Raw genomic sequence first — 22,865 nt, forward strand, 5'->3', positions numbered from 1 at the left:
CTTGGCGGTTTTCCGTCTGGAATTGCATGAAACAAAGAACCGCTTTAGCGGGCTTTTGATCCCCTGGCGCACGCCACAGTGTGGTCGGCCAGGACGGCGATGACGCACAGCACCAGAAAAAGCCCGGTAACGGCCAGCGCCGAAACAGCGACGCTGGCCGCGCCGTTCTTGGCGACATCGAGGAACGGGTAGGGCACTTCGCCGGCGAACGGCGCCCTCGCCAGCGCATAGATCAGGTAGGCGATCGGATAGACCATCCACCAGGAAATGTCGCTCCAGCGCGTCGTGCCGTCGGCGCCGGCGATCAGCCACCACAGCACGAACAGCATCGGCGTCACATAATGCAGCAGCACGTCGCAGAGCAGGAATAGCCCCTGCGGCTGCCAAAGCTGCGCCAGAACCGTTGCATAGATGATGAAGACCAGCGCGATAGCGATCGCCACGCCGGCCCGAACGCGCGGCCCGGCAAAGGCCGGCAGCCAGGCATAGCCGGTCGACGACAGCAGCGAGGTATGGACGAGAACCGCGCCGATATTGGTCAGGATGGTGAAGAAGCTGAACAGGAAGACGATGGAGCCGAGCAGGCTGCGTCCGGCTTCCATCGACGCCGGGATGGTGATGCAGAACTGCAGGACAAGCCCGGCCAGACCGATGACCAGCCCGGTGATCTGCAGGAAGCGGCCCATTGGCCTACGCGGCCGCGGCGCAGGAGGGATTGCCCGTCTGCCAGCGGGCGATGTCCGAGCCGATGCGGGCTCCGAGCGGGTCGGCCATCAGCGGACCGAACACGTCGACGCGGCTGGAATTGCCCTGCGCCTGTACCACCAGCAGCGGCTTGCCACCATAGTGCTTGGCCGGGACCAGCAGGAAGCGCGGCGTGCCGCTGAACGAATTCAGCTCGTTGGCCATCTGATAGGGCTTGAAGGCCGGATCCTTGCTGGCAATCCAGCATTTATGGGCGGCGATCGCCACCTGTTCCATGGCAAGCAGCGACGCGCTCTTGCCCGACGGGACCGGCGCGCTCTTCGGGCTCGCCTGGCAGGAGGCTAGCGCAAGACCGGCGGCGGCCACGAGAGCAAGGCGAGCAATCGTCAGTCTCATGGTCAGGCAGCCCTGTCTCGCGTTTAGAAGGGATTCTTCAGGTGAAAAAATCAGGCGGCGATGCCGAGGGCACCTTCGAACAACGCCCGGCCGTCACTGCCGCCATGTGCCGCCTCGATCAGGTTCTCGGGATGCGGCATCAGGCCCAGAACATTGCCCTTGTCGTTGATGATGCCGGCAATGTCGTTGATCGAGCCGTTGGGATTGGTGCCTTCGGCGTAGCGGAACACCACTTGTCCCTCGCCTTCGATGCGGGCCAGCGTCTCGGCATCGGCGAAGTAATTGCCGTCATGATGCGCCACCGGCGAACGGATGATCTGGCCCGGCTGGTAGCGGCGGGTGAACATGGTGTTGGCGTTGTCGATCTTGAGCTTCACCTGCCGGCAGACGAATTTCAGCGACGAATTGCGCATCAGCGCGCCGGGCAACAGGCCAGCTTCGACCAGGATCTGGAAGCCGTTGCAGACGCCGATGACCATGACGCCCTTGGCCGCCTTTTCGGCAACCGCCCGCATCACCGGCATGCGCGCCGCGATCGCGCCACAGCGCAGATAGTCGCCGAACGAAAAGCCACCCGGAATGGCGATCAGATCGACATCGGGGATTTCTGTGTCGGTCTGCCAGACGGTCGCCGGCGCTTTCCCGGAAATCTTGGTCAGCGCCGCAATCATGTCGCGGTCGCGGTTGAGGCCAGGCAGGAGGACGACGGCTGATTTCACCTCAGGCGATCTCCACAGCATAATTCTCAATCACCGTGTTCGCCAGCAGCTTGTCGCACATGGCCTTGAGATCGGCCTCGGCCTTGGCCGTGTCGGTCTCGGCGAGCTCGACGTCGAACACCTTGCCCTGGCGCACCTGGCCGACGCCGTCAAAACCCAGCCCGGACAGCGCATGTTCGATCGCCTTGCCTTGCGGGTCGAGCACGCCGTTCTTGAGGGTAACGGTGATACGGGCTTTCATCGATGCTCCTGAGAAATCAATACGGTCTGCTCCGGGCCTGCCGTCACCGGCAAGTCCGGTTTGGTAATTAGTGCTTCATACCCTTGGGCGGCTCGCTGGACGCAACCAGCACCGGCCCGGTCGGGCGCGGCGGCTCGTTCTCGTTCATGATGCCGAGGCGGCGGGCAACTTCCTGATAGGCTTCGACCAGCCCGCCCATGTCGCGGCGGAAACGGTCCTTGTCGAGCTTGTCCTGGGTTGCGACGTCCCAAAGCCGGCAGGAGTCGGGCGAGATCTCGTCGGCGACGACGATGCGCATCATGTCGCCCTCGAACAGGCGGCCGCACTCGATCTTGAAGTCGACGAGCTGGATGCCGACGCCCATGAACAGGCCGGAGAGGAAATCGTTGACGCGGATGGCCAGTGCCATGACGTCGTCGATCTCCTGCGGGCTTGCCCAGCCGAAGGCGGTGATGTGCTCTTCCGACACCATCGGGTCGTCGAGCGCGTCGGCCTTGTAATAGAATTCGATGATCGAGCGCGGCAGCACGGTACCTTCTTCGATGCCGAGGCGCTTGGACAGCGAACCGGCGGCAACATTGCGCACCACCACTTCGAGCGGAATGATCTCGACTTCCTTGATCAGCTGTTCGCGCATGTTGAGCCGGCGGATGAAGTGGGTCGGAATGCCCATTCGGTTCAAATGGTTGAAGATATATTCGGAAATGCGGTTGTTGAGCACGCCCTTGCCGTCGATGACCTCGTGTTTCTTCTTGTTGAAGGCGGTCGCGTCGTCCTTGAAGAACTGGATCAGCGTGCCCGGTTCGGGCCCCTCATAGAGGATCTTGGCCTTGCCTTCATAAATGCGGCGGCGATTTTTCATCTGATTTTTTCTCTGGATTTCCGGGCAGGCGGCAAGCGACCAGTTCCTGTCCGTCTGCCTTAATTAGTACGGCGACGGTTGGGTTCAATGCCGGGTCTATCCCAATCACATCGTTTGCTCAATCGGCAAATCCTTCGAATCAACCGCTTTCGGGATCGAAATGCCGCAGCGCAGCATGCGATGAAGCGTATTGACCGGCCCGCGACCTTTTGGTTTGTGCTTTGGCAACACACATATTCACCGCCAACGAATCGAATTTGACCCGGAGGGACGCCATGAGCAGCATGAAAGACCGCGAAGAGGGCTTCGAGCGCAAATTCGCCTTCGATGAGGAACTCCGCTTCAAGGCCTCGGCCCGCCGCAACAAGGCGCTTGGCCTGTGGGCGGCCGAGAAGCTCGGCAAGTCGGGCGCCGATGCCGAAACCTATGCCAAGGAGGTGGTCGTGGCCGACATCGAGGAAGCCGGCGATCATGACGTTTTCCGCAAGATCCGCGCGGATTTCGATGCAGCCGGCGTTGCCCAGTCCGATCATCAGATCCGCCGCACCATGGATGAGTTGATGGCGCAGGCGATCGAGCAGATCAAGAACACCTAAGAGCATGATCCCGAAAAGTGGAGGCCGGTTTTCGGAAAAGATCATGCTTCGATAGAGCCTTTGTCTGGACCAATCGACCGCCCGGCCCAACCGGGCGGTTTTTCTTTGCCTTTGCCGCCGTTTCCGGCTGAAACTGCTGACGTTAACAAGGAAAGAGCTGATGTCCCTGAAATCACGCCTTGCGGCGGATGAAACGCTGTTCACCGCATGGTCCGGAGTGCCGGACGCGCTCACGGTGGAAATCGTCGCCAAACAGGGTTTTGACGCCGTCACGCTCGACATGCAGCATGGCGGCCATCACGAGGACAGCGTGCTGCGCGGTCTCGTTCCGGTGCTCGCCGCCAACAAGCCGGCCCTGGTGCGCATTCCGGTCGGCCGCTTCGACATGGCGAGCCGGGCGCTCGACTTCGGCGCCGAGGCGGTGATCGCGCCGATGGTGAATTCGGTGGCCGACGCCAGGCTTTTCGCTGCCGCCATGAAGTATCCGCCAATGGGCGAGCGCTCCTGGGGGCCGACCTATGCCTTTCCGCGACATGGCAAGGGCGATCATGCCGAATGGCTGCGCGACACCAACCAGCGCACGATGGCGTTTGCGATGGTCGAAACGCGCGCCGCCTTCGAGGCGCTCGACGGCATCCTCGACACACCGGGCATCGACGGCATCTTCGTCGGCCCGTCGGATTTCTCGATCGCCTGGTCGAACGGCTCCACGGTCAATTCGACGCTGGAAAGCATGATGGAGACGGTCGCCTCGATCGCCGAACGCACGCGCAAGGCCGGCAAGCATGCGGCGATCTACGTCATCGAACCGGCCGTCGCCGGCCGCGTGGTGGCGATGGGCTACCGGCTGCTGGCCATGGGCTCGGATCACGCGCTGATTGCGCTCGGCGCCAAGACCTTGCTGAAGAGCATGCGGGATTCGATCGGCAACTGACGGCGCGGGCGCGCTGTCCCCAGGGTCTTAAGTCCCTTTGAGGTCGGTCAGGAACTTGGCGAAGGTCATCGAGCCCTCCGGCCACGGGCCGAAGCCGGAATCCGCGTTGAGATGGCCGGCATCTCCGGCGTCGATGAACAATGAGCCCCAGGCTCCGGCGATGTCCTCGGCGACGTCGAAGGCGCAGAACGGATCGTTGCGGCTGGCGATCACCACCGAGGGGAAGGTCAGGGGCTCGCGCGGGTAGGGGCCGAAGGTCATCAGGTGCCTCGGCCTGATATCGGGGTTTGCAACGTCGGGCGGCGCCACGAAAAAGGCACCAGCGATCGGGCGCTGGAACTGCGGCATCGCCTGCACTGCTGTCGCGACGCCCAGCGAATGCGCGACGATGACGACCGGCCGTTCGGCCTCGTTGACTGCCTTGGCAACATTCGCCGTCCAGTCCTCGCGCACCGGCTTCGACCATTCCGCCTGCTCGACCCGACGCGCAGTCGACAGTTTCGACTGCCAGCGGGTCTGCCAATGCTCGGGACCGGAATTGGTGTAGCCCGGCACGATGAGAATATCTGCGTCCTTGACCTTCATGGCGCGCATGTAGCGAGCGCCGATGCTGGGTGCAACCATCTCGAATGACGTTGGCGATCACAATAGTGAACACCTTGTTCGCTTCTTGCCATCTTGTGTGAACGATCGCGATCGACGATCTGAGACGGGACAACAAACAGCCGTGAAGGACCGGGATTTTGGCACTGACACGACGTACAATCATCGGTGGCGCCGGACTTCTGGCTTTGGGAGCTTCAACGAGCGCCGCCCGAACGGAGACCATGATGAGCGAACTGCCTTTTGCAGCCACCACCCCGGTGAGCGTTTCCCGCGTTGGGTTGAAGGCGCGCGACGCCGAAAGCCTGGCTGCCTATTATCGCCAGGTCGTCGGTTTGCAGGAATTGGGCCGCGCCGACGGCGCGATCACGCTCGGTGCCGCCAACCGTCCGCTGCTGGTGCTGGAGCCGGATGCGGCCGCCAAACCCGACGATCCGCGTAGCGCCGGCTTGTTCCACACGGCCTTTCTGCTGCCCAGCCGGGCAGACCTTGGCCGCTGGATCAACCACGCCATCGCCAACAAAATCTCCATTGAGGGCGCATCGGACCATCTGGTCAGCGAGGCGCTGTACCTGACCGACCCCGAGGGCAACGGCATCGAGATCTATGCCGACCGCCAGCCACAGGATTGGAAGTGGAACGGCGACAAGATCGCCATGGCGACCGAGCGGCTGAACATTCCGTCCGTTGTCGCCGACGTTCCGGCCGGCGACGCGGGATGGCAGGGCGCACCGGAAAACAGCATTGTCGGCCATGTGCATCTGCGCGTCGGCCGGCCGGAAGAGGCCGAGGCCTGGTGGAACCAGGAATTCGGCTTCGATACCGTCGCCAAATATGGCGGGCAGGCGGTGTTCCTGTCGTCGGGCGGCTATCACCACCACATCGGCGCCAATGCCTGGCAGAGTTCCGGCGCCGGCCGTCGCGATCCGGCCCGTTCGGGCCTGGCCTGGGTCGAGATGCGCTCGGACAATATTGCCAGTGAAACGACCCGCGAGGATCCGTGGGGCACGGTGATCAGGACCGTTCCCGGCAAGGCGTGAGCATCGCCTGATCGACGCTCGAACAAAAAGGCCCGCCGGACAAAGTTAGGCGGGCCTTTTTGTTGGATATCCGTTCGAACGCTCAGGCCTCTCCAAACACCCGCTTGAAGATCGTGTCGACATGCTTGGTGTGGTAGCCGAGGTCGAACTTTTCGCGGATCTCGGCTTCGGGCAAGGCAGCCGTGACCTCCTTGTCGGCCAAAAGTTCCTCAAGGAAATCAGCGCCTTGTTCCCACACCTTCATGGCGTTGCGCTGCACCAGCCGGTAGGCGTCCTCGCGGCTGACGCCGGCCTGGGTCAGCGCCAGCAGCACACGCTGCGAATGCACCAGGCCGCGGAACTTGTTCATGTTCTTCAGCATGTTGTCGGGATAGACCAACAGCTTGTCGACGACGCTGGTCAGCCGAGACAGCGCGAAATCGAGCGTCACCGTGGCGTCCGGCCCGATCATGCGCTCGACCGAGGAATGCGAAATATCGCGCTCGTGCCAGAGCGCCACATTCTCCATCGCCGGCAGCGCCATCGACCGCACCATGCGGGCCAGGCCGGTGAGGTTTTCGGTCAGCACCGGGTTGCGCTTGTGCGGCATCGCCGACGAGCCTTTTTGTCCCGGCGAGAAATACTCTTCCGCTTCCAGCACCTCGGTGCGCTGCAGATGGCGGATCTCGATCGCCAGCCGCTCGATCGACGAGGCGATGACGCCGAGCGTGGCAAAGAACATGGCGTGGCGATCGCGCGGGATCACCTGCGTCGACACCGGCTCCGGCTTCAGCCCGAGCTTTTTCGCCACATGCTCTTCGACATAGGGGTCGATGTTGGCGAAGGTGCCGACCGCGCCTGAGATGGCGCAGGTAGCGATGTCTTCGCGCGCGTGCACCAGCCGCTCGCGGCAGCGCGCGAATTCGGCATAGGCTTGCGCCAGCTTGACGCCGAAGGTCGTCGGCTCGGCATGGATGCCATGGCTGCGGCCGATGGTGACGGTGTCCTTGTGTTCGAAGGCGCGGCGCTTGAGTGCGGCGAGCAGCCCGTCGATGTCGGCGAGCAGGATGTCGCTGGCGCGGGTCAGCTGCACGGCAAAGCAGGTGTCGAGCACGTCCGACGAGGTCATGCCCTGGTGGATGAAGCGGGCATCCGGCCCGACGAATTCGCCGAGATGGGTCAAGAAGGCGATGACGTCATGCTTGGTGACGCGTTCGATCTCGTCGATCGCCTCGACGTCGAATTTCGCCGCACCGCCCTTTTCCCAGATGGTTTTCGCGGCTTCCTTGGGAATGACGCCAAGCTCGGCCAGCGCGTCGCAGGCATAGGCCTCGATCTCGAACCAGATGCGGAAGCGGGTTTCGGGCGACCAGATGGCGACCATTTCCGGCCGGGAATAGCGAGGGATCATCGGTCAGTCCTGACATACGAGGGATTCGCCCGCGTCCTAACAGAGGCTGGCCGAATGCTCAACGCCGCTGGCGCGCAAACCAGACGCTGGCGACAGCGAGTGCCGCGAAACCGAGCGGAAAATAGAGCCGGATGCCGAGAACGACGAACTGGTACAGCGCGGTCAATCCCGTGAACACCAGTTGGAATGCCCAGGTGATGGTGAATGCCGGCTCATGCCATTCGGCATAGTAGGAACGGTACTGCAGGGCAAACAGCGCGCCGGTGAAAGCGAGCGTCGTGGCGAGCAGACAGACGAAGGCAGCGGCAAGCGCAACCTCCCAGTGCCGGCCGCGCGAAACAAGCCGCGCCAGAAACAGGCCAACAGGAAAGGCCAGCGCACCACCAGCGGCATAGAGCAGCGACACAAAGCGGATCTTGGCCGGCGTTTCCCAATTGTCCAGCAGGAGATTGATCAATGCGCTGGCGCCCATCGTCACGCCCCACAGCAGGGCGCCGAGAAGTGCAGTGCGCAGCGATGGCAAGGCGCTCCGCAGACGGCCTCGGGTGGGAGTGCGCATGGTGGGTTGAGGAAGCGGTGTCACAGGCGGCCGGTCACCGCGATCCAGCGAAAATCCGGCCCTTCGAAGCCATACTGGCGCACGGCGATCAGCACGGCGTAGGCGCTGAGACTGTCGAGCGAGAATGTCTGTACCGCGCCGATCTGGTAGCCGTTCGGGCAGCCGCGGCTTTGCGGGATGGATTTGTCTTCATGCAGCAGATGCGTCTGGCCGCCATCCTTCGCCTCGATGCGCAGCAGGCGAAAGCCGTTGATCTCACCCAGGCTCTGGCAGCGTTCGGTGTCGTTCCTGGCGATCTCGTCGAGCCGGAATTCGAGCGGAGGGTCGACCGGCGAGAAGATCGGCCGTGGATTGACCACCATGCGGAACGGATCGACCGAGAGTTCGGTCACCGGGTTGAAGCCGGCGGTGATGCCGCGATTGGCGGTGAGCTCCGCTTGGCTGACGATCGCTTCGCCTTTCTGGCGGGCCTGCAGCCGCGCCGCCTCGAGCGTGGCGTTCTCGTCGTCGAGCCGAACCTTGATCGGCGTGCCCTTCAGGAATGTGTCGTCATTGATGTCGATGTAGTAACGATTGGCATAGGGGAATCCCGATCCGTCCTGGACGCCATACTCTTCGAAGGCGAAGACGCCGCCATCCTTGGTGAAACCGAGGATCTCAAGCTCGGCGACGTCACCGGCACGCACGGCAACCAGGGTCGCAAATTGGGCCAGCAGGCAAACGGCAAACAGGACAAGGGTTCGCATTGGCTCTCCATTTGCACAGCCAGGCACGTTTTCTTCCCTATCACGAGACAATCAAAACGTCGTGCTACCTGAAGGCCATGCATCCATCTCGAGGTCGATTGTCATTGACGCGACGACCAGACCGGAAACAGATCGCCGTCGGCCGGCGTCGCTGCATGCACACCGCGGCTGATGGCGCGCGCCATGGTGGCGCCGGCCGCGGCGTACAGATCGATGGCGTCGTCGGCTGAAAGCGCAATGCCGCTCCTGCCGGTCGCCAGAGCGAACACCAGATCGCCATCGGCCGGCGTGTGTGTCGGCCAGATGGCGCGCACGAAGCCGTCATGCGCCGATATCGCCAGACGCTTGGCGGCGGCCTTGGAGAGGACGGCGTCCGTAGCGATCACGGCGATGGTGGTGTTGCCGCCGGTCTCCGCCTGCCTGTCGCTATCCTTGCCGGTGAACTTGCGGTCGCGGAACTTCAACAGGATCCGTCTTGCGTCTTCCGGCATCGGCGAGGGATAGCCAAGCCCGCCGAACTCGTCGCCGATCTCGAAAGGCGCCGCCCAGAAGTGGCGGGTTCGCCCGACGGTCACCGAGCCGGTCGGGTTGACGGCGGCGAGCGCGCCGATGGTGACGCCGCTTTCCAGCAGCAGTGAAGCCGAACCGAGTCCGCCTTTGAGGCCCGGCGTCAGCGCGCCGGTGCCGGCGCCGGCCGTGCCGAGAGCAAAGTCGGCCGCGGCGGCCTGGGCGGCTTCGTAGCCGAGCTCCCGGTAGGGCGGATAGCGGCCCCAGTCCTTGTCGCCGCCATTGCGCAGGTCGAACAGGATCGCAGCCGGCACGATCGGCACGCGAAAGCCGCCGACCTCGACGCCGATGTTCCTCTCGCGCAAGGCCGCCTGTACGCCGGATGCGGCATCGAGCCCAAAGGCCGAGCCGCCGGAGAGCACAACGGCATGGATCGCCTCGATGGAATTCTGCGGCTCGAGCAGGTCGGTCTCGCGCGTGCCGGGCGCGCCGCCCAGCACCTGTACGCCCGCCACCGCCGGTTCGTCGCAAAGCAGGGCGGTCACGCCCGACTTCAGCCTGGCGTCGGCGGCGTTGCCGACGCGCAGGCCGGCGACATCGGTGATCAGGTTGCGCGGGCCGGTGCGGAACATCACTGCGTCTCGAAAGGCACAAAACGTGTCCCGTCGAAACGGAACGCGCGGTAGGGGTTTTGGCTGAGATCGCCCTTTTCGTCGAAACGGACCGGCCCGATCGCAGTGGTGAAGTCATGCGCGGTGAGCATCTCCGCCAGCGGTTTGCCGGAGGTCTCGGCCGCCGCCACGGCCGCCCTGGCGATCTCGACCGCCGCATAGGCGGGCAGCGCGTAGCCTTCTGGAATGATACTCTTTGCAGCGAATGCCTCGAGCACCTTGGGATCGGCGACATCGACCCATTCGGGTGGGGCGATCATCAGCGTACCCGCCGCATAGGGCACGTCGCCCGGCGGCGTGCGCATATTTTCGCCGCCGGCAAAGGTCATGCCGGCATCGAGCTTGCCGGCATCGCGGCCCATGATGGCGATGTCGTCGCCGTCGCCGCCGGCGAAGACATGCGTTGCGCCGGATTTCTTCAGCCGGCCGATCAGCCCGATCTGGTTGTCGAGCTGCGGCCGGAACGTGTCGACGAACACCGGTTTCAGCCTTGCCTGCTCGGCTGCCGCCCTTAGCGTCTCGGCGATCTCGCGGCCGTAGATGGTGCCGTCGTCGACGATGGCGAAAAGCTCCTTCTGCCAGAGCTTGGTAAGGATGGTGGCGACGGCATTGCGCTCGTCGTCGCCGCGCGGGCCTAGCCGATAGACCGGCCAGCCGGTCTTGGCGCGCCGGTCGGTCAGGCTTTCGGTGCGCACGCCGATGGTGATGACCGGGATGCCGGCGTCCTTGAGGATCGGCAGCGCCGCCTCGATCGCGTCGGTGCAGAGAAAGCCGACGACCACGCTGACTTTCGCGGCGGCGAAGTTGCGTGCGGCGGCAGCGCCGCCGTCGGCCGTGCAGGCATCGTCGACCGTCTTGATTTCGGCGCCGTTCGCCTCGGCCGCAAGGCTGGCCCCGGCCTCGATCTGCTTGCCGAGGATCTCAGACGGGCCAGACAGAGGTGCGGCGACGCCGACAAGCAGTGTCTGGGCGCTGACACCTGCAGGGAAAAGCCAGAGCAGTGCCGCTATCGTCGCTGTCCAGGGTCGCATTCTGACGAAGAATTCCTCCGTGCCGGATGCATGCTCCCGGCGCCTCTTCCCGCCAAGACCTAAAGGCTGCTCGTCCCGGGTGCAACACGCGAATTTCGGGATGTGGGTCAAGCACTTCGCTTGTGGCATGCCGTATGCCGCCATATATAACGATCGGGTTTCGACTTGTGGAAAATCATCAGTGCTGAAGAAGAATGACATCGGGCCGCAGGCCTATCGCGACGCGATGGCGCATTTTGCCGGCCACGTCCATGTGGTGACCACAGACGGCCCCGCCGGCAGGCGTGGTGCGACGGTCATCGCTGCCTGTTCGGTGTCGGACACGCCGCCAACGGTTCTTGTCTGCCTCAACCGTGAGAATCCCAAGAACGAGCCTTTCGTGAAAAACGGCAAATTCGCGTTGAATACGCTGGCTTCGCACCAGGAACCGCTGTCGATCGGGTTTTCCGGCATCACCGGCCTGCCGGTCGAGGAGCGTTTCGCGCTCGGCGAGTGGGATGTCATCTCGACCGGCGCGCCGACCTTGAAGGGTGCGCTCGCCGTGTTCGACTGCGAGCTGTTCGACACCAAGGATCTGGCCACCCACCGTGTGCTTTTTGGCAAGGTGACAGGCCTGCGCATCGGCGATAATTTGCGGCCGCTGATCTATCACGACCGCGCCTACCGCGCGCTCTAGAGGGCTCTGGATGGGCCGCAGCCACGGAGACAGGATGACCGAGCTGAAACCGCGCCCGGCGCCGCGGACGATCGACGAGACGCTCGATCTCCTGACCGGCGCGGACTATGTGGCGGATCGGTCGCTGGCGACGGTTCTGTTTCTCTCTCTGCGCATGCAGCGGCCGCTGTTCCTCGAGGGCGAGGCCGGCGTCGGCAAGACCGAGATCGCCAAGGTGCTGGCGCAGGCGCTCGGCCGCCGGCTGATCCGCCTGCAATGCTATGAAGGGCTCGACGTCTCTTCCGCCGTCTACGAGTGGAACTATGCCGCGCAGATGATCGAGATCCGCATGGAGGAGGCGGCCGGCAAGGTCGTGCGCTCCGACATGGAACGCAATGTATTCTCCGAAAAATACCTGATCCGCCGCCCGGTGCTCGACGCGCTGACCGGCAAGGCGGGTGCGGCCCCGGTGTTCCTGATCGACGAACTCGACCGCACCGACGAGGCCTTCGAGGCGTACCTGCTCGAGATACTCTCCGATTTCCAGGTGACGGTGCCGGAGCTCGGCACGATCAGGGCGGAAGAGCCGCCGATCGTCATCATCACCACCAATCGCACCCGCGAGATCCACGACGCGCTGAAGCGGCGCTGCCTCTACCACTGGGTCGACTATCCCAATGCCGAGCGCGAGCTGGAGATCGTGCACAGGAAGGTGCCGCAGGCCAACAGCCGGCTTTCGGCCGAAGTGGTGTCGTTCATCCAGAAACTGCGCCAGGTCGAGCTGTTCAAGGCGCCGGGCGTTGCCGAGACCATCGACTGGGCCGGCGCGCTGACCGAACTCGACAAGGTGGCGCTCGATCCCGAAACCGTGTCCGACACGATCGGCGTGCTGTTGAAATACCAGGACGACATTGCCCGCATCGGTGCGGGTGAGGGCCGGCGCATCCTCGACGAGGTCAAGGCCGAGCTCGCGGCGGCGGAGTAAGGCAATGAAGGCGCCGCGTCCCGATCCCGGAGAGGCGATAGTGGACGGGCGCATCGCCGACAACATCGTCTATTTCGCCCGCACCTTGCGCAAGGCCGGCATGCGGGTCGGGCCGGCCTCGGTCAAGGATGCCATCGAGGCGGTGCTCGCCGCCGGCATCGGGTCGCGCGACGATTTCTACTGGACGCTGCATGCCGTGCTGGTCTCCAGGCATGAGGATCATCCGACCTTCGACGAAGCCTTCCGGCTGTTCTGGAAATCGCGCGAGCTGATCGAAAAGATGCTGGCGATGTTTTCGCCGGTGGCACCGGACAACAAAGAGAAGCAAAAGCCCCGCGCGGCCGAGAACCGCGTCAGCCAGGCGATGTTCGAGGGTCATCAGAAGAACCAGCCGGTGCAGGAAATCCCGGAGATCGAGGTCGACGCCCGTTTCACCTTCTCCGGCAACGAGGTGCTGCGCGGCAAGGACTTTGCCCAGATGGACGCCGCCGAGATGGCCGATGCCAAGAAGGCGATCGCTCAGTTGCGGTTGCCCTTCGACATGGTCAGGACACGCCGCTTCAAGGCCGATGCGCATGGCCGCCGTGTCGATCCGCGCGCCATGATGCGCTCGGCCGCGCGCACCGGTGGCGAGCTGATCCTGCCGAAATTCCGCTCCGCCCGCGAGGTCCATCCGCCGCTGGTGGTACTGGCCGATATTTCCGGATCGATGAGCCAGTACACACGCATCTTCCTGCATTTCCTGCATGCATTGACCGAAAAGCGCCGGCGCGTGCACGCCTTCGTCTTCGGCACCAGGCTGACCAATCTGACGCGGCAGATGCGCCATCGCGATCCCGATGCCGCGCTCGCGGATTGTTCGGCGGCAGTGAAGGACTGGTCCGGCGGCACCCGCATCGGCGACACGCTGGCCGAGTTCAACCGTCTGTGGTCACGCCGCGTGCTGGGGCAGGGCGCGGTGGTACTTCTGATCACCGACGGGTTGGAGCGCGACGACGTCGCCGGCCTGTCGGAGGAGATGGAGCGTCTGCACAAATCGTGCCGGCGGTTGATCTGGCTGAACCCGCTGCTGCGCTTCGACGGATTCGAGGCGCGCGCCCGCGGCGTCAAGGCGATGCTGCCGCATGTCGATGAATTCCGCTCGGTGCACAACCTCGATGCGCTGGCCGATCTCTGCGCCTCGCTGGACAAGAAGTCGGCCGGCTCGGTCGATCCGCGCCGCTGGCTGGATGCTGGCGCGCGGCGGGCCGCATAGCCATATGTATGCGAAAACAGACTTCCAGAGAAAAACAGACTTCAAGAGAAGTGATTATGGAAAACAGCATCTATCTCGATGAGGCCCGCGATCCCCTGATCATCGCGGAGGGCTGGATGAAGGACGGCAAGGATGTCGCCATCGCTACCGTGGTCGAGACCTGGGGTTCGGCGCCGCGTCCTGTCGGCAGCCATCTGGTCATTGATGCAGACGGCAATTTCCACGGCTCCGTCTCGGGCGGCTGCGTCGAGGGCGCGGTGGTGACCGAGGCGATCGACGTCATCGGCTCAGGCAAGGCGAAGATGCTTGAGTTCGGCGTCGCCGACGAGACCGCCTGGCAGGTCGGCCTGTCCTGCGGCGGCCGCATCAAGGTCTATGTGGAACGCCTGGGCTGACCTCCGATGGATCCGTACGCGCTCAAGACATTGAATGCCGAACGCCGCGCCCGCCGTGCGGCGATCCTGGTCACCGACCTCGGTGACGGCCGCGACCGCATCGTGCGCGAGGGCGACCAGGTCGCCGGTGACCTCGGAGTGGCGATCGACAGGGCGTTTCGGACCGGCAATTCGGGTTCTGTCGAGGCGGAAGGCCGGACCTTCTTCCTCAACGCCCATCTGCCGCAGCCACGACTGGTGGTGGTCGGCGCCGTGCATATCAGCCAGGCCCTGGCGCCGATGGCGAGGATCGCCGGCTATCCGGTCGAGATCATCGATCCGCGCACCGCCTTCGCCACGCCGGACCGCTTTCCCGACGTTGCGCTCTCTGCCGAATGGCCAGAGGATGTGCTGACGCGCCAGCCGTTGGACAGTTACACGGCGCTCGCCGCCGTCACCCATGATCCGAAGATCGACGATTTTGCGCTGAAGGCGGCACTCGACGCCAACTGCTTCTATGTTGGCGCGCTTGGCAGCCGCAAGACGCACGCCAAGCGTGTCGAGCGCTTGCTGGCATTGGGCGCGAGTGCCGACCAGATCGCCCGCATCCACGCGCCGATCGGCCTCGATATTGGTGCTGCGAGCCCGGCGGAGATCGCTGTCGCCATCCTTGCCCAGACCATTCATGCTTTTCGTTCGCGCGGCCTGGAAAGCAAAGGCGCGGTGGCGTGAAATTCGGTCCGGTCCCGATCGATCAGGCCGAAGGCGCGGTGCTGGCGCACGCCACCACGGCCGGCGAGCGGCGCTTCCGCAAGGCGCATAGGCTGAGCGCCGAGGATGTGTCGGCGCTAAAGGCCGCCGGGATCACCGAGGTTGTTGCAGCCGTGCTGGCCGCCGATGATCTCGGCGAGGATGCGGCGGCTGAAATGATCGCCGCTAGCATGAGCCATCGCAACATCGAGGCGAAGCCCGCCGCGACCGGCCGGGTCAACCTCCATGCCGAGACGGCCGGTGTCTTCACCGTCGACGCGGCGATGGTCGATGCCATCAATGCCGTCGACCCGACCATCACCATCGCCACGCTGGCGCAGCACGCGCCGGTCGAGAAGGGCCAGATGGTGGCGACGGTGAAGATCATTCCCTTCGCCGTGGCAACCGCTTTGGTCGATAGGGTGGCAAGGATCTGCGCCAGCGGCGAGATCTTCGCCGTCAATGCCTACCGGCCGGTGCGCGTCGGCGTCATCCAGACCGTGCTGCCCGGCATCAAGTCGAGCGTGCTCGACAAGACGCTCCGCGTCACCGAAGCGCGGCTGGCACGCTCCGGCGGACGGTTGACGGCCGAGCGCCGCACGCCGCACGAAATCGCGCCGGTCGCGGAGGCAGCGGCGTCGCTGGCGCGCGACAACGATATGGTGGTGATCTTCGGCGCTTCGGCGATGAGCGACTTCGCCGATGTCGTTCCGGCAGCGATCGAACAGGCTGGCGGCACCGTCATCCGCGCGGGCATGCCCGTCGATCCCGGCAATCTGCTGGTGCTCGGCACGCTTGACGGCAAACGCGTCATCGGCGCACCGGGCTGCGCCCGCAGTCCCAAGGAAAACGGTTTTGACTGGGTGCTCGACCGGCTGATCGCCGGGCTCGACGTGACGGCCGGCGACATCGCCGGCATGGGTGTCGGCGGGCTGCTGATGGAGATCCCGACCCGGCCGCAGCCGCGCGAGCCGCTGCCGGCGAGAGCCGAGTTGAAGGTCGATATCGTGCTTCTGGCCGCCGGCCGCTCCAGCCGAATGGGCGGGCCGAACAAGCTCCTGGCGCTGTTCGACGGCAAGCCGCTGGTGCGCCGCGCCGCCGAGCGCGCGCTGGGCTCGATGGCAGCGAACACAATCGTCGTCACTGGCCACCAGCAGGAGCGGGTGCGCGCGGCTATGTTGGGCCTCGATGTCACGCTGGCCGACAATCCGGATTTCGCTGACGGCCTGTCCTCTTCGTTGAAGGCCGGTATCGCCCGGGTTGCGGGCGATACGGCCGGCGCCATGATCGTTCTTGGCGACATGCCAGGCGTCTCGGCGGCCGACCTCGACGGGCTGATCGACGCCTTCCGCAGATCCGGCGGCCGCTCGGTGGTGCGCGCCGCGCATGATGGCAGGCGCGGTAATCCGGTGCTGCTGCCGCGTTCATTGTTTCCGGCCATCGCACATCTCGAAGGCGATACAGGTGCGCGCCATCTGGTCGAGGCTGAGGGGCTCGATGTGATCGATGTCGAGATCGGCGAAGGGGCTGCTGTCGACGTCGACACCCGCGAGGCGCTGGAAGGCGCCGGCGGCGTGCTGCAGGATTGACAAACCGAAGCCGAAAAACGCATGCCTTGGGCATGGCTATCCGTTTGCAGTTTCTCCGTCTCTATCTGGCCGCGATGGCTTTTGCCGCGTCTGGCGCTTACGCCGACGCCCTCGAACTAAAACCCTTCAAGGACGATCTCTTCGCCTATCCGGCGACGCTGTCCTCCGCCGACAACGGCGCCTACACGGTCATCGACTACCGCGAAATGCGCGACATCAATGCCCGTGACGAGGTGCCGGAGCGCCGGGTGCATGCCCAGTACACCGACACCGGCGTGCGCAAGGTACAGCAGGACCTGATGCTGAAGACCGACGCCGGTGATGTCAGGCACATCGCCGTCGGCAAGACCGAGGGCGCCGGCATCATCGTGCTCTACCTGCACGGGCAGGGCGGCAGCCGCAAACAGGGCGTTGACGACTTCACCTTCGGCGGCAATTTCAATCGCCTCAAGAACCTGATGGCCGGCAATGGCGGCCTTTATCTCAGCCCGGATTTCACCGATTTCGGCGACACCGGTGCTGCCCAGGTGGCGGCGCTGATCGACCACTATGCCGAAGCCTCGCCGGCAGCGAAAATCTTCGTCGCCTGCGGCTCGATGGGCGGCTCGCTGTGCTGGAAGCTTGCCGCCCGCAACGACACCGGCCGGCGCATCGACGGGCTGCTGCTGCTCGGCTCGCTATGGGATGAGAGTTTCTTGTCGAGCCCCGCTTTCAGGCGCCATGTGCCGGTCTTCTTCGGCCAGGGCAGCAAGGACCCGGTATTTCCCGTGGAAAAGCAGGAAGCTTTCTTCCGCTCCATCATCGCCAGATCGAAAGCCTATCCGTACCCGACCCGCTTCGTCCGCTTCGAGACCGGCACCCACGGCACGCCGATCCGCATGACCGACTGGCGCGGCACGCTGAACTGGATGCTCACCAAGGCGCCTTGATCTGCGCCATCGCGGATCTCGTTCAAGGCGCTGTGTTGTAATCCAGAATGGTCTGCGGGTTGATCTCGCCGTCATAGGATGCGTCGACGTCATACTGCACCAGCGGGAAATTGCCGCTGCGAAACAGATAGGTGCCGGTCGACGAGGCGTCGCCGACGCCACGCCATTTGTTCATCGATGTGATCGTCCTGGTCTTGTCGTCATAATCGGAATTGACCAGCTGGTCGTCGGTCTGGAAGCCGATGATGTGGACCGCCTCGACCTTGCCTTCGCTGTTGTTGTTTTCATAGCGGATGTCGAGCTCCGGCGAGGCGAACTGCAACTGCCTGACGCCCATGACGTCATCAGCGATGTAATAGACCGCGCTTTCATTGTAGGCAGCCATCGAGCAGAAGAAGCGGAACAGCCGCGTCTCGCGTTCGGGTTCGTCGGCGCCGGCATTCGCATCCTTGTAGTGCAGGCTGTATGCATCCGGCTCTGTTGTCGGCTTGCCGTCCGGGGTCTGCTTGTCGCACTGGTCGCCATAGGTGGCGACGAAGGCCTTCTTGGCCTGTTCCAGCACCGTGTCCTGCTTCGGCGGCGGGCCATCGCCGCAGCTTGCCGGCACGGCGTCCTCGAAATTGGCCGTGGAGGGTTTCAGCGCACCCTTGTCGATGAGGATCGGCCGGAACGGCGGCTCCTGGGCCTGGGCGTTGACCTGGCGCAGCGTGTAGCAGCCTGCGAAGACCTTTGCTTCGCCGTTCTTGTCGGTGGCCTGGATGGCAACCGGCACATTGTAGAAAATGCTGCCGGCAGCGCCGTCACTGGAGGCGGCGCCGGTTTTGACGTCGACCTTGTCGGTGCCGTCATAGCCTTTGACGAATGTATCAAAATCCTTTGCCGGCTTTATATCGCCATAATAGTCCCAGGCGCGGGCGAATTCATGCCGGTTGATGGCGCTGTAGAGCGAACGGATGACCGCAGCGGCGTCCGACCGGTCGTCGACATAGGGCGCGTCTTCGGCGAAGGCTGTCTGGCTGATGGCGGCAAGGGAGAAGAAAGCGGTCGCGGCGAAAAGGGCGCTTCTCATCGGGAATCTCCAGTCGATGGCGAAATTCTAACATGCCGATTACGGCGACGCGGTGACGCTTGAAATGTCATGCCCGAAGGCGCTACGTGCCGCCGTCGGTGTTCATGCCGCATAGGAGATTCAAGTGACAATATCGATGTATGAAGCATCCGTGGCGGTGTTCTCGGCCCGGCTGAAGGCGCTGTCCGATATATTGTCGGCGGCCGAGCAGAATGCGGTCGATCGCAAGATCGACCCGCAGGTGTTTCTGACCTCAAGGCTGGCGCCGGACATGTTTGCGCTGACGCGACAGGTGCAGATCGCCACCGACCATGCCAAGGGTGCGCCATCGCGGCTCGCCGGCCGCGAAGTGCCGAAATACGAAGACAATGAGGCGAGCTTCGCCGACCTCCAGGCGCGAATCGCCAAGACGCTCGAACTGCTGGCGTCGTTCTCGCCTGCCGAATTCGAAGGTTCGGATGACAGGATGATCGAATTGAAGCTAGGCCAGCGCGAAATCTCGATGCCCGGCATGCAGTATCTGCTGCATCTGGCAATGCCCAATTTCTATTTTCACGTGACCACCGCCTACGACATCCTGCGCCACAATGGCGTGCCGCTGAGCAAGGCGATGTTCCTCGGACATCGTTGAGCGGTCAGGCTTTTGAGGTTTCCCGGAGCGACCGGGAAACCTTCATGCTCCGACCTTTTTCAGCGCATGGACATTTCGCGCGCGATGCGCGGAAAGTCGGCCGGCTTGATGCCGATATCGGCGCGGTCTGCATTGCTCATCGCGTTCAGCAATGCCAGTGCCGCGCGATAACGCGGATGGTCCTGCGGCCGCGGACGGGCGAACATTTCAGTGAAGAACCCCATGAATCAGGCCCCTTATTGATCCTCCACAATCGCTAATATAGGCAAATTATGAAGATTGTGCAGTGCAGCATTTGCATGGCAGCCATGTCGCTTCGATTTTTTTCGTGATAATCGATATTTTCGTGAAACTTCTCGGTCTTTACGACCGTACGCTTCGTCGCCGGTACATGGCCGGCTTTTCCTCGCCACTCCTGGCGAACTTCCGGGCTGCATGAAAATGCAGTCCGGCTTTTCATTTCGGGCCGTCTGAAGGCAAACTTGTGTGTGGTCAGCCTGGCGAACGCCTAAACTCGTTAAGATCGATGGCATTCATTTTTAACGAGCCGGTTCTAAGGTGCGACCGTCTCAATCGCATGCGCATGCTCAACACAAAGGGAGGCTGACATCGGCGCCAAGCGGGATTTCGCCTCCTTGCTCGACGACCTCTTCGTCGCCTCGGACAAGGACGAGGCGGGCGAGGAGGCCGGTGCACGGCCGTCCATCCCGTTCGACTATCTGTCGGTGGCGGACGAGCTTCATTCCGGCCGCATCAAGGTCTCCGGCGACACGTTCGCTGCGGAGTATCGCGAAGCAGGCGCTGATCTCGCCGCCGAATTCGCCGCCTTGCTCGACCAGGCAAAGCTCGCGCTCGCCGGCGAAGCAGCAATGCCCGCGGAAAAGCTGCCGCCGATCGATCCCGAAGCGATTGCCGCCGAACTCGGCCTCGATCAGCCCGCAAAGGGTGCTGATTTCGGCCGCATGCGCCGCAGTTTTGCCTTCGCCAATCATCCCGATCGTGTCGCGCCGCATCTTCGCCCGCGCGCCATGATCCGCATGCAGGTGGCCAACATGCTGATCGACGAGGCCAAGCGGCGCGCGCTGGCCGGCGCAAGGCGCTGATACGCCTCAGTTTCACGCAAAAGTTCGGCCTTGCCTGACCGCAAGAGCTTGGAGAACAGCGCTCCTTTGCTCTATGCTGCTGCGTCCTCCCCCGCGCCGCCGCGCGCAAAGCCTCCCGCCGGAGAAATTCCATGCACAAACGCCGTCTCGGCCGGACCGATCTTCTTGTGTCGCAAATCTGCCTGGGGTCGATGACCTGGGGCCAGCAGAACACTGAAGCCGAAGGCCATGCTCAGATGGACCTCGCCTTTTCGCGAGGCGTCAATTTCATCGACACCGCCGAGCTCTACCCGATCCCGCCCAAGGCGGAGACGCAAGGCCGTACCGAGAAGATCATCGGCAGCTGGATGAAGGCCAAGGGCAATCGCGACAAGGTTATCCTTGCCTCGAAAGTGGTCGGCCGCACCGCCAACACATGGTTTCGCGGCGACCGGCCGTCGAAGCTGGTGCGCGCCGATATTTTCGATGCGGTTGAAAAATCGCTGACCAAGCTCGGCACCGACTATATCGATCTCTACCAGATCCACTGGCCGGAGCGCGATGTGCCCTGGGGCGCCAATCCGAACCGTATCGGGGCGGTGGCGCCGCGTGCCGACGCTTTAGGTGCCCCGACAGGAGAGACGCCGATCGCCGAGACGCTCGCCGTCTTCGACGAACTTGTGAAGGCTGGAAAGATCCGCCATTTCGGCCTGTCGAACGAAAGCTCCTGGGGCGTCATGCGCTTCATCGCCGAGGCCGACAAAGGGATCGGTCCGCGCGTCGCTTCGGTGCAGAACGCCTACAATCTCGTCAACCGCACCTTCGAGGTGAACCTTGCCGAAGTCTGCGAGCGCGAGCAGGTTTCGCTGCTCCCGTACTCGCCACTGGCGCAAGGCTACCTGACCGGCAAATACGACCACGGCGCGCGGCCGCAGGGCTCTCGCTCGCAGCTTTTCAACCGTGGTCAGCGCTACGAGACGCCGAATGCCGCGGAGGCACAGCTCGAGTATAACGAACTGGCGCGCTCGTTCGGTCTGGAGCCGGCGCTGTTCGCCAATGCCTATGTTTCGAGCCGACCCTTCGTCACCTCCAACATCATCGGCGCCACCGCCATCTGGCAGCTCGAAATGGCACTGTCTTCTGTCGACGTGACCTGGACCGAGGAGATGCAGAAGGCGGTCGACGCGATCCACCAGCGCGTCGGCAACCCGTGCCCGTAGGCAGGCCGCTTTCAGGAATTGTCAAACAATAACAAAGGGAAGGGGACGGTGATGAATTTCCCGATCGAGGCCGTACGGAAAAGATTTCCAGCACTGTTCCTGACCGACCGAGGCCGCCGTCGGATCTATCTCGACAACCCTGCCGGCACGCAGGTGCCGCAAGCGGTCGCCGATGCGGTTTCGCGCTGCCTTTTGACCACCAACGCCAATCTCGGCGGCTTCTTCGAAACGACTGTCGCGGCGCAACAGGTCGTCGACGACGCGCATGCGGCGATGGCCGATTTCCTGGGGGCCGCGAGCCCGCAAGAGATCATCATCGGCGCCAACATGACGACGCTGACCTATCACATGTCACGTACGCTCGGCCGCGCGATGAAACCAGGCGACGAGATCATCCTGACCCGCATGGATCACGAGGGCAATGTCTCGCCCTGGTTGCAGCTGGCCGAAGATCTCGGCCTCGTCGCGCGCTGGCTGCCGTTCGATGAGCACAGCTGGCAGGTCGAGGAGGCGGCGCTGAGCGCACTGCTCAGCGACAAGACGCGGCTCGTCGCGTTGAACTACGCCTCGAACCTCACAGGCTCGATCAACCGCGTGAAGGCGCTGACCGCGATCGCCAAACAGGCCGGCGCGCTGGTCTATGTCGACGCCGTGCAGTTCGCGCCGCACGGGCTGGTCGACGTGCAAAACCTCGGCTGCGATTTCCTGGCCTGCTCGGCCTACAAATTCTTCGGCCCGCATATGGGCATACTTTGGGGCCGGCGCGACGTCATCGATGCGCTGAAACCGTACAAATGCCGCTGTTCGTCCAACGGCCTGCCGGAGCGCTTCGAGCTCGGCACGCCGCAGATCGAGTTGATGGCCGGCCTCACGGCGGCGGTCGACTATTTTGCCGATCTCGGCGCTGCGGCCGGCGAAAGCGGGTCACGGCGTGCCAGGATCGCCAAGGCGTTCGAGCTGTCGGTCGCCTATGAGAACGTGCTGGCGCAAAGGCTGATCGACGGGCTGTCGGACATCGAGGGCCTGACCATCCACGGCATTACCGACCCGGCGCGGGTCGGTGCGCGGGTGCCGACGGTGTCCTTCACCGTTGCGGGCATGGTGCCGGAGACGATCGTGCGGCAGATGAATGCCGAAAACATCTTCCTCTGGTCCGGGCACAACTATGCCTGGGAGATCGTTCACCAGCTGGGCATTCCGGCGGAGGAGGGCGTGGTGCGCATCGGCATCGCCCACTACAACAATGCCGCCGAAATCGACGAGACGCTGGAGAGCGTGCATCGGGTTGTTGCCATGCTACGGCAAGAGCGGACCTGAAGCGCCTAT

Annotated in this window: 27 protein-coding genes; 14 read left to right on the plus strand and 13 right to left on the minus strand. The window is 63.7% G+C overall.

All coding sequences use genetic code 11. The annotated features are described in order from the left end of the window. Positions 1-44 precede the first annotated feature (44 nt). The 5 genes from A6B35_RS17885 to purC all read right to left on the minus strand — a co-directional run bounded on the left by A6B35_RS17885 (position 45) and on the right by purC (position 2,923). Positions 45-686 carry a Pr6Pr family membrane protein gene (locus A6B35_RS17885; protein ID WP_006206031.1) on the minus strand — a complete coding sequence of 214 codons (642 nt, stop codon included), beginning with the start codon at positions 684-686 and terminating at the stop codon, positions 45-47. Positions 687-690: 4 nt separating this feature from the next. Then, complete coding sequence (locus A6B35_RS17890) at positions 691-1,101, minus strand: hypothetical protein (RefSeq protein ID WP_006206032.1); 411 nt, start codon at positions 1,099-1,101, stop codon at positions 691-693. A gap of 50 nt (positions 1,102-1,151) precedes the next feature. Next, positions 1,152-1,820 carry a phosphoribosylformylglycinamidine synthase subunit PurQ gene (gene purQ, locus A6B35_RS17895; protein ID WP_006206033.1) on the minus strand — a complete coding sequence of 223 codons (669 nt, stop codon included), beginning with the start codon at positions 1,818-1,820 and terminating at the stop codon, positions 1,152-1,154. Between the two features lies 1 nt (position 1,821). After that, positions 1,822-2,061, minus strand: a complete 240-nt coding sequence (gene purS, locus A6B35_RS17900; RefSeq protein ID WP_006206034.1) for a phosphoribosylformylglycinamidine synthase subunit PurS — start codon at positions 2,059-2,061, stop codon at positions 1,822-1,824. 67 nt (positions 2,062-2,128) lie between these two features. Beyond that, the gene (gene purC, locus A6B35_RS17905) at positions 2,129-2,923 is read right to left on the minus strand and encodes a phosphoribosylaminoimidazolesuccinocarboxamide synthase (protein ID WP_006206035.1); all 795 of its coding nucleotides are present in this window, start codon (positions 2,921-2,923) and stop codon (positions 2,129-2,131) included. A gap of 275 nt (positions 2,924-3,198) precedes the next feature. On the opposite strand from purC, the gene A6B35_RS17910 reads away from it, so the two are divergent. Then, positions 3,199-3,519, plus strand: coding sequence for a DUF1476 domain-containing protein (locus A6B35_RS17910; protein WP_006206037.1), 321 nt, complete (start codon positions 3,199-3,201; stop codon positions 3,517-3,519). A 160-nt stretch (positions 3,520-3,679) separates the two neighbouring features. Then, positions 3,680-4,453: an HpcH/HpaI aldolase family protein gene (locus A6B35_RS17915; RefSeq protein ID WP_006206038.1), complete on the plus strand. Its 774-nt coding sequence runs from the start codon at positions 3,680-3,682 to the stop codon at positions 4,451-4,453. A gap of 27 nt (positions 4,454-4,480) precedes the next feature. Here A6B35_RS17915 and A6B35_RS17920 read toward each other — a convergent pair whose 3' ends face one another. Then, a complete protein-coding gene (locus A6B35_RS17920; RefSeq protein ID WP_006206039.1) occupies positions 4,481-5,038 on the minus strand; it encodes an RBBP9/YdeN family alpha/beta hydrolase in 558 nt (185 codons plus the stop codon). A gap of 245 nt (positions 5,039-5,283) precedes the next feature. On the opposite strand from A6B35_RS17920, the gene A6B35_RS17925 reads away from it, so the two are divergent. Then, on the plus strand, positions 5,284-6,096 hold the full coding sequence (locus A6B35_RS17925; RefSeq protein ID WP_040584061.1) for a VOC family protein: 813 nt from the start codon (positions 5,284-5,286) through the stop codon (positions 6,094-6,096). An 82-nt stretch (positions 6,097-6,178) separates the two neighbouring features. On the opposite strand, the gene purB is transcribed toward A6B35_RS17925, so the two are convergent. The 5 genes from purB to A6B35_RS17950 form a co-directional block, all read right to left on the minus strand. Then, positions 6,179-7,486, minus strand: coding sequence for an adenylosuccinate lyase (purB, locus tag A6B35_RS17930; protein ID WP_006206041.1), 1,308 nt, complete (start codon positions 7,484-7,486; stop codon positions 6,179-6,181). 58 nt (positions 7,487-7,544) lie between these two features. Beyond that, a complete protein-coding gene (locus tag A6B35_RS17935) occupies positions 7,545-8,009 on the minus strand; it encodes a hypothetical protein (RefSeq protein ID WP_006206042.1) in 465 nt (154 codons plus the stop codon). A 56-nt stretch (positions 8,010-8,065) separates the two neighbouring features. Next, positions 8,066-8,791: a DUF2259 domain-containing protein gene (locus A6B35_RS17940; RefSeq protein ID WP_006206043.1), complete on the minus strand. Its 726-nt coding sequence runs from the start codon at positions 8,789-8,791 to the stop codon at positions 8,066-8,068. A gap of 101 nt (positions 8,792-8,892) precedes the next feature. Then, positions 8,893-9,930 (minus strand): P1 family peptidase, encoded by a 1,038-nt coding sequence (locus A6B35_RS17945; RefSeq protein ID WP_006206044.1) that lies wholly within the window; start codon positions 9,928-9,930, stop codon positions 8,893-8,895. Continuing rightward, the gene (locus tag A6B35_RS17950) at positions 9,930-11,000 is read right to left on the minus strand and encodes a branched-chain amino acid ABC transporter substrate-binding protein (protein ID WP_006206045.1); all 1,071 of its coding nucleotides are present in this window, start codon (positions 10,998-11,000) and stop codon (positions 9,930-9,932) included. Before A6B35_RS17950 ends, A6B35_RS17945 begins: the two co-directional genes overlap by 1 nt. Positions 11,001-11,181: 181 nt before the next feature. On the opposite strand from A6B35_RS17950, the gene A6B35_RS17955 reads away from it, so the two are divergent. The 7 genes from A6B35_RS17955 to A6B35_RS17985 are packed head-to-tail and all read left to right on the plus strand — an operon-like array spanning position 11,182 to position 17,537. After that, positions 11,182-11,676: a flavin reductase gene (locus A6B35_RS17955; RefSeq protein ID WP_006206046.1), complete on the plus strand. Its 495-nt coding sequence runs from the start codon at positions 11,182-11,184 to the stop codon at positions 11,674-11,676. Between the two features lie 34 nt (positions 11,677-11,710). Continuing rightward, positions 11,711-12,640 carry an AAA family ATPase gene (locus A6B35_RS17960; protein ID WP_006206047.1) on the plus strand — a complete coding sequence of 310 codons (930 nt, stop codon included), beginning with the start codon at positions 11,711-11,713 and terminating at the stop codon, positions 12,638-12,640. A 4-nt stretch (positions 12,641-12,644) separates the two neighbouring features. Then, positions 12,645-13,895: a vWA domain-containing protein gene (locus tag A6B35_RS17965; protein ID WP_006206048.1), complete on the plus strand. Its 1,251-nt coding sequence runs from the start codon at positions 12,645-12,647 to the stop codon at positions 13,893-13,895. 56 nt (positions 13,896-13,951) lie between these two features. Beyond that, positions 13,952-14,290, plus strand: coding sequence for an XdhC family protein (locus tag A6B35_RS17970; protein WP_006206050.1), 339 nt, complete (start codon positions 13,952-13,954; stop codon positions 14,288-14,290). A 6-nt stretch (positions 14,291-14,296) separates the two neighbouring features. Further along, on the plus strand, positions 14,297-15,001 hold the full coding sequence (locus tag A6B35_RS17975; RefSeq protein WP_006206051.1) for an XdhC family protein: 705 nt from the start codon (positions 14,297-14,299) through the stop codon (positions 14,999-15,001). After that, positions 14,998-16,608 (plus strand): NTP transferase domain-containing protein, encoded by a 1,611-nt coding sequence (locus A6B35_RS17980; protein ID WP_006206052.1) that lies wholly within the window; start codon positions 14,998-15,000, stop codon positions 16,606-16,608. Before A6B35_RS17975 ends, A6B35_RS17980 begins: the two co-directional genes overlap by 4 nt. 32 nt (positions 16,609-16,640) lie before the next feature. Continuing rightward, complete coding sequence (locus tag A6B35_RS17985; RefSeq protein ID WP_006206053.1) at positions 16,641-17,537, plus strand: alpha/beta hydrolase; 897 nt, start codon at positions 16,641-16,643, stop codon at positions 17,535-17,537. 22 nt (positions 17,538-17,559) lie between these two features. On the opposite strand, the gene A6B35_RS17990 is transcribed toward A6B35_RS17985, so the two are convergent. Further along, complete coding sequence (locus A6B35_RS17990; protein ID WP_006206054.1) at positions 17,560-18,606, minus strand: DUF1176 domain-containing protein; 1,047 nt, start codon at positions 18,604-18,606, stop codon at positions 17,560-17,562. A gap of 124 nt (positions 18,607-18,730) precedes the next feature. Between A6B35_RS17990 and A6B35_RS17995 the strand changes: the two genes are divergently transcribed. After that, complete coding sequence (locus tag A6B35_RS17995) at positions 18,731-19,237, plus strand: DUF1993 domain-containing protein (protein WP_040584065.1); 507 nt, start codon at positions 18,731-18,733, stop codon at positions 19,235-19,237. Between the two features lie 59 nt (positions 19,238-19,296). Here the strand turns inward: A6B35_RS17995 and A6B35_RS34565 are convergent, their stop codons facing one another. After that, a complete protein-coding gene (locus A6B35_RS34565) occupies positions 19,297-19,461 on the minus strand; it encodes a DUF1127 domain-containing protein (RefSeq protein ID WP_006206056.1) in 165 nt (54 codons plus the stop codon). Positions 19,462-19,872: 411 nt separating this feature from the next. Between A6B35_RS34565 and A6B35_RS18000 the strand changes: the two genes are divergently transcribed. The 3 genes from A6B35_RS18000 (at position 19,873) to A6B35_RS18010 (ending at position 22,856) form a co-directional block, all read left to right on the plus strand. Then, the gene (locus A6B35_RS18000; RefSeq protein ID WP_006206058.1) at positions 19,873-20,340 is read left to right on the plus strand and encodes a hypothetical protein; all 468 of its coding nucleotides are present in this window, start codon (positions 19,873-19,875) and stop codon (positions 20,338-20,340) included. Between the two features lie 131 nt (positions 20,341-20,471). Further along, positions 20,472-21,539 carry an aldo/keto reductase gene (locus tag A6B35_RS18005; protein ID WP_006206059.1) on the plus strand — a complete coding sequence of 356 codons (1,068 nt, stop codon included), beginning with the start codon at positions 20,472-20,474 and terminating at the stop codon, positions 21,537-21,539. 51 nt (positions 21,540-21,590) lie between these two features. Next, complete coding sequence (locus A6B35_RS18010) at positions 21,591-22,856, plus strand: cysteine desulfurase-like protein (RefSeq protein ID WP_006206060.1); 1,266 nt, start codon at positions 21,591-21,593, stop codon at positions 22,854-22,856. The last annotated feature ends 9 nt before the right edge of the window (positions 22,857-22,865 follow it).

The organism is Mesorhizobium amorphae CCNWGS0123 (assembly GCF_001686985.1).
In the GTDB taxonomy this organism is placed as follows: Bacteria; Pseudomonadota; Alphaproteobacteria; order Rhizobiales; family Rhizobiaceae; genus Mesorhizobium; species Mesorhizobium amorphae.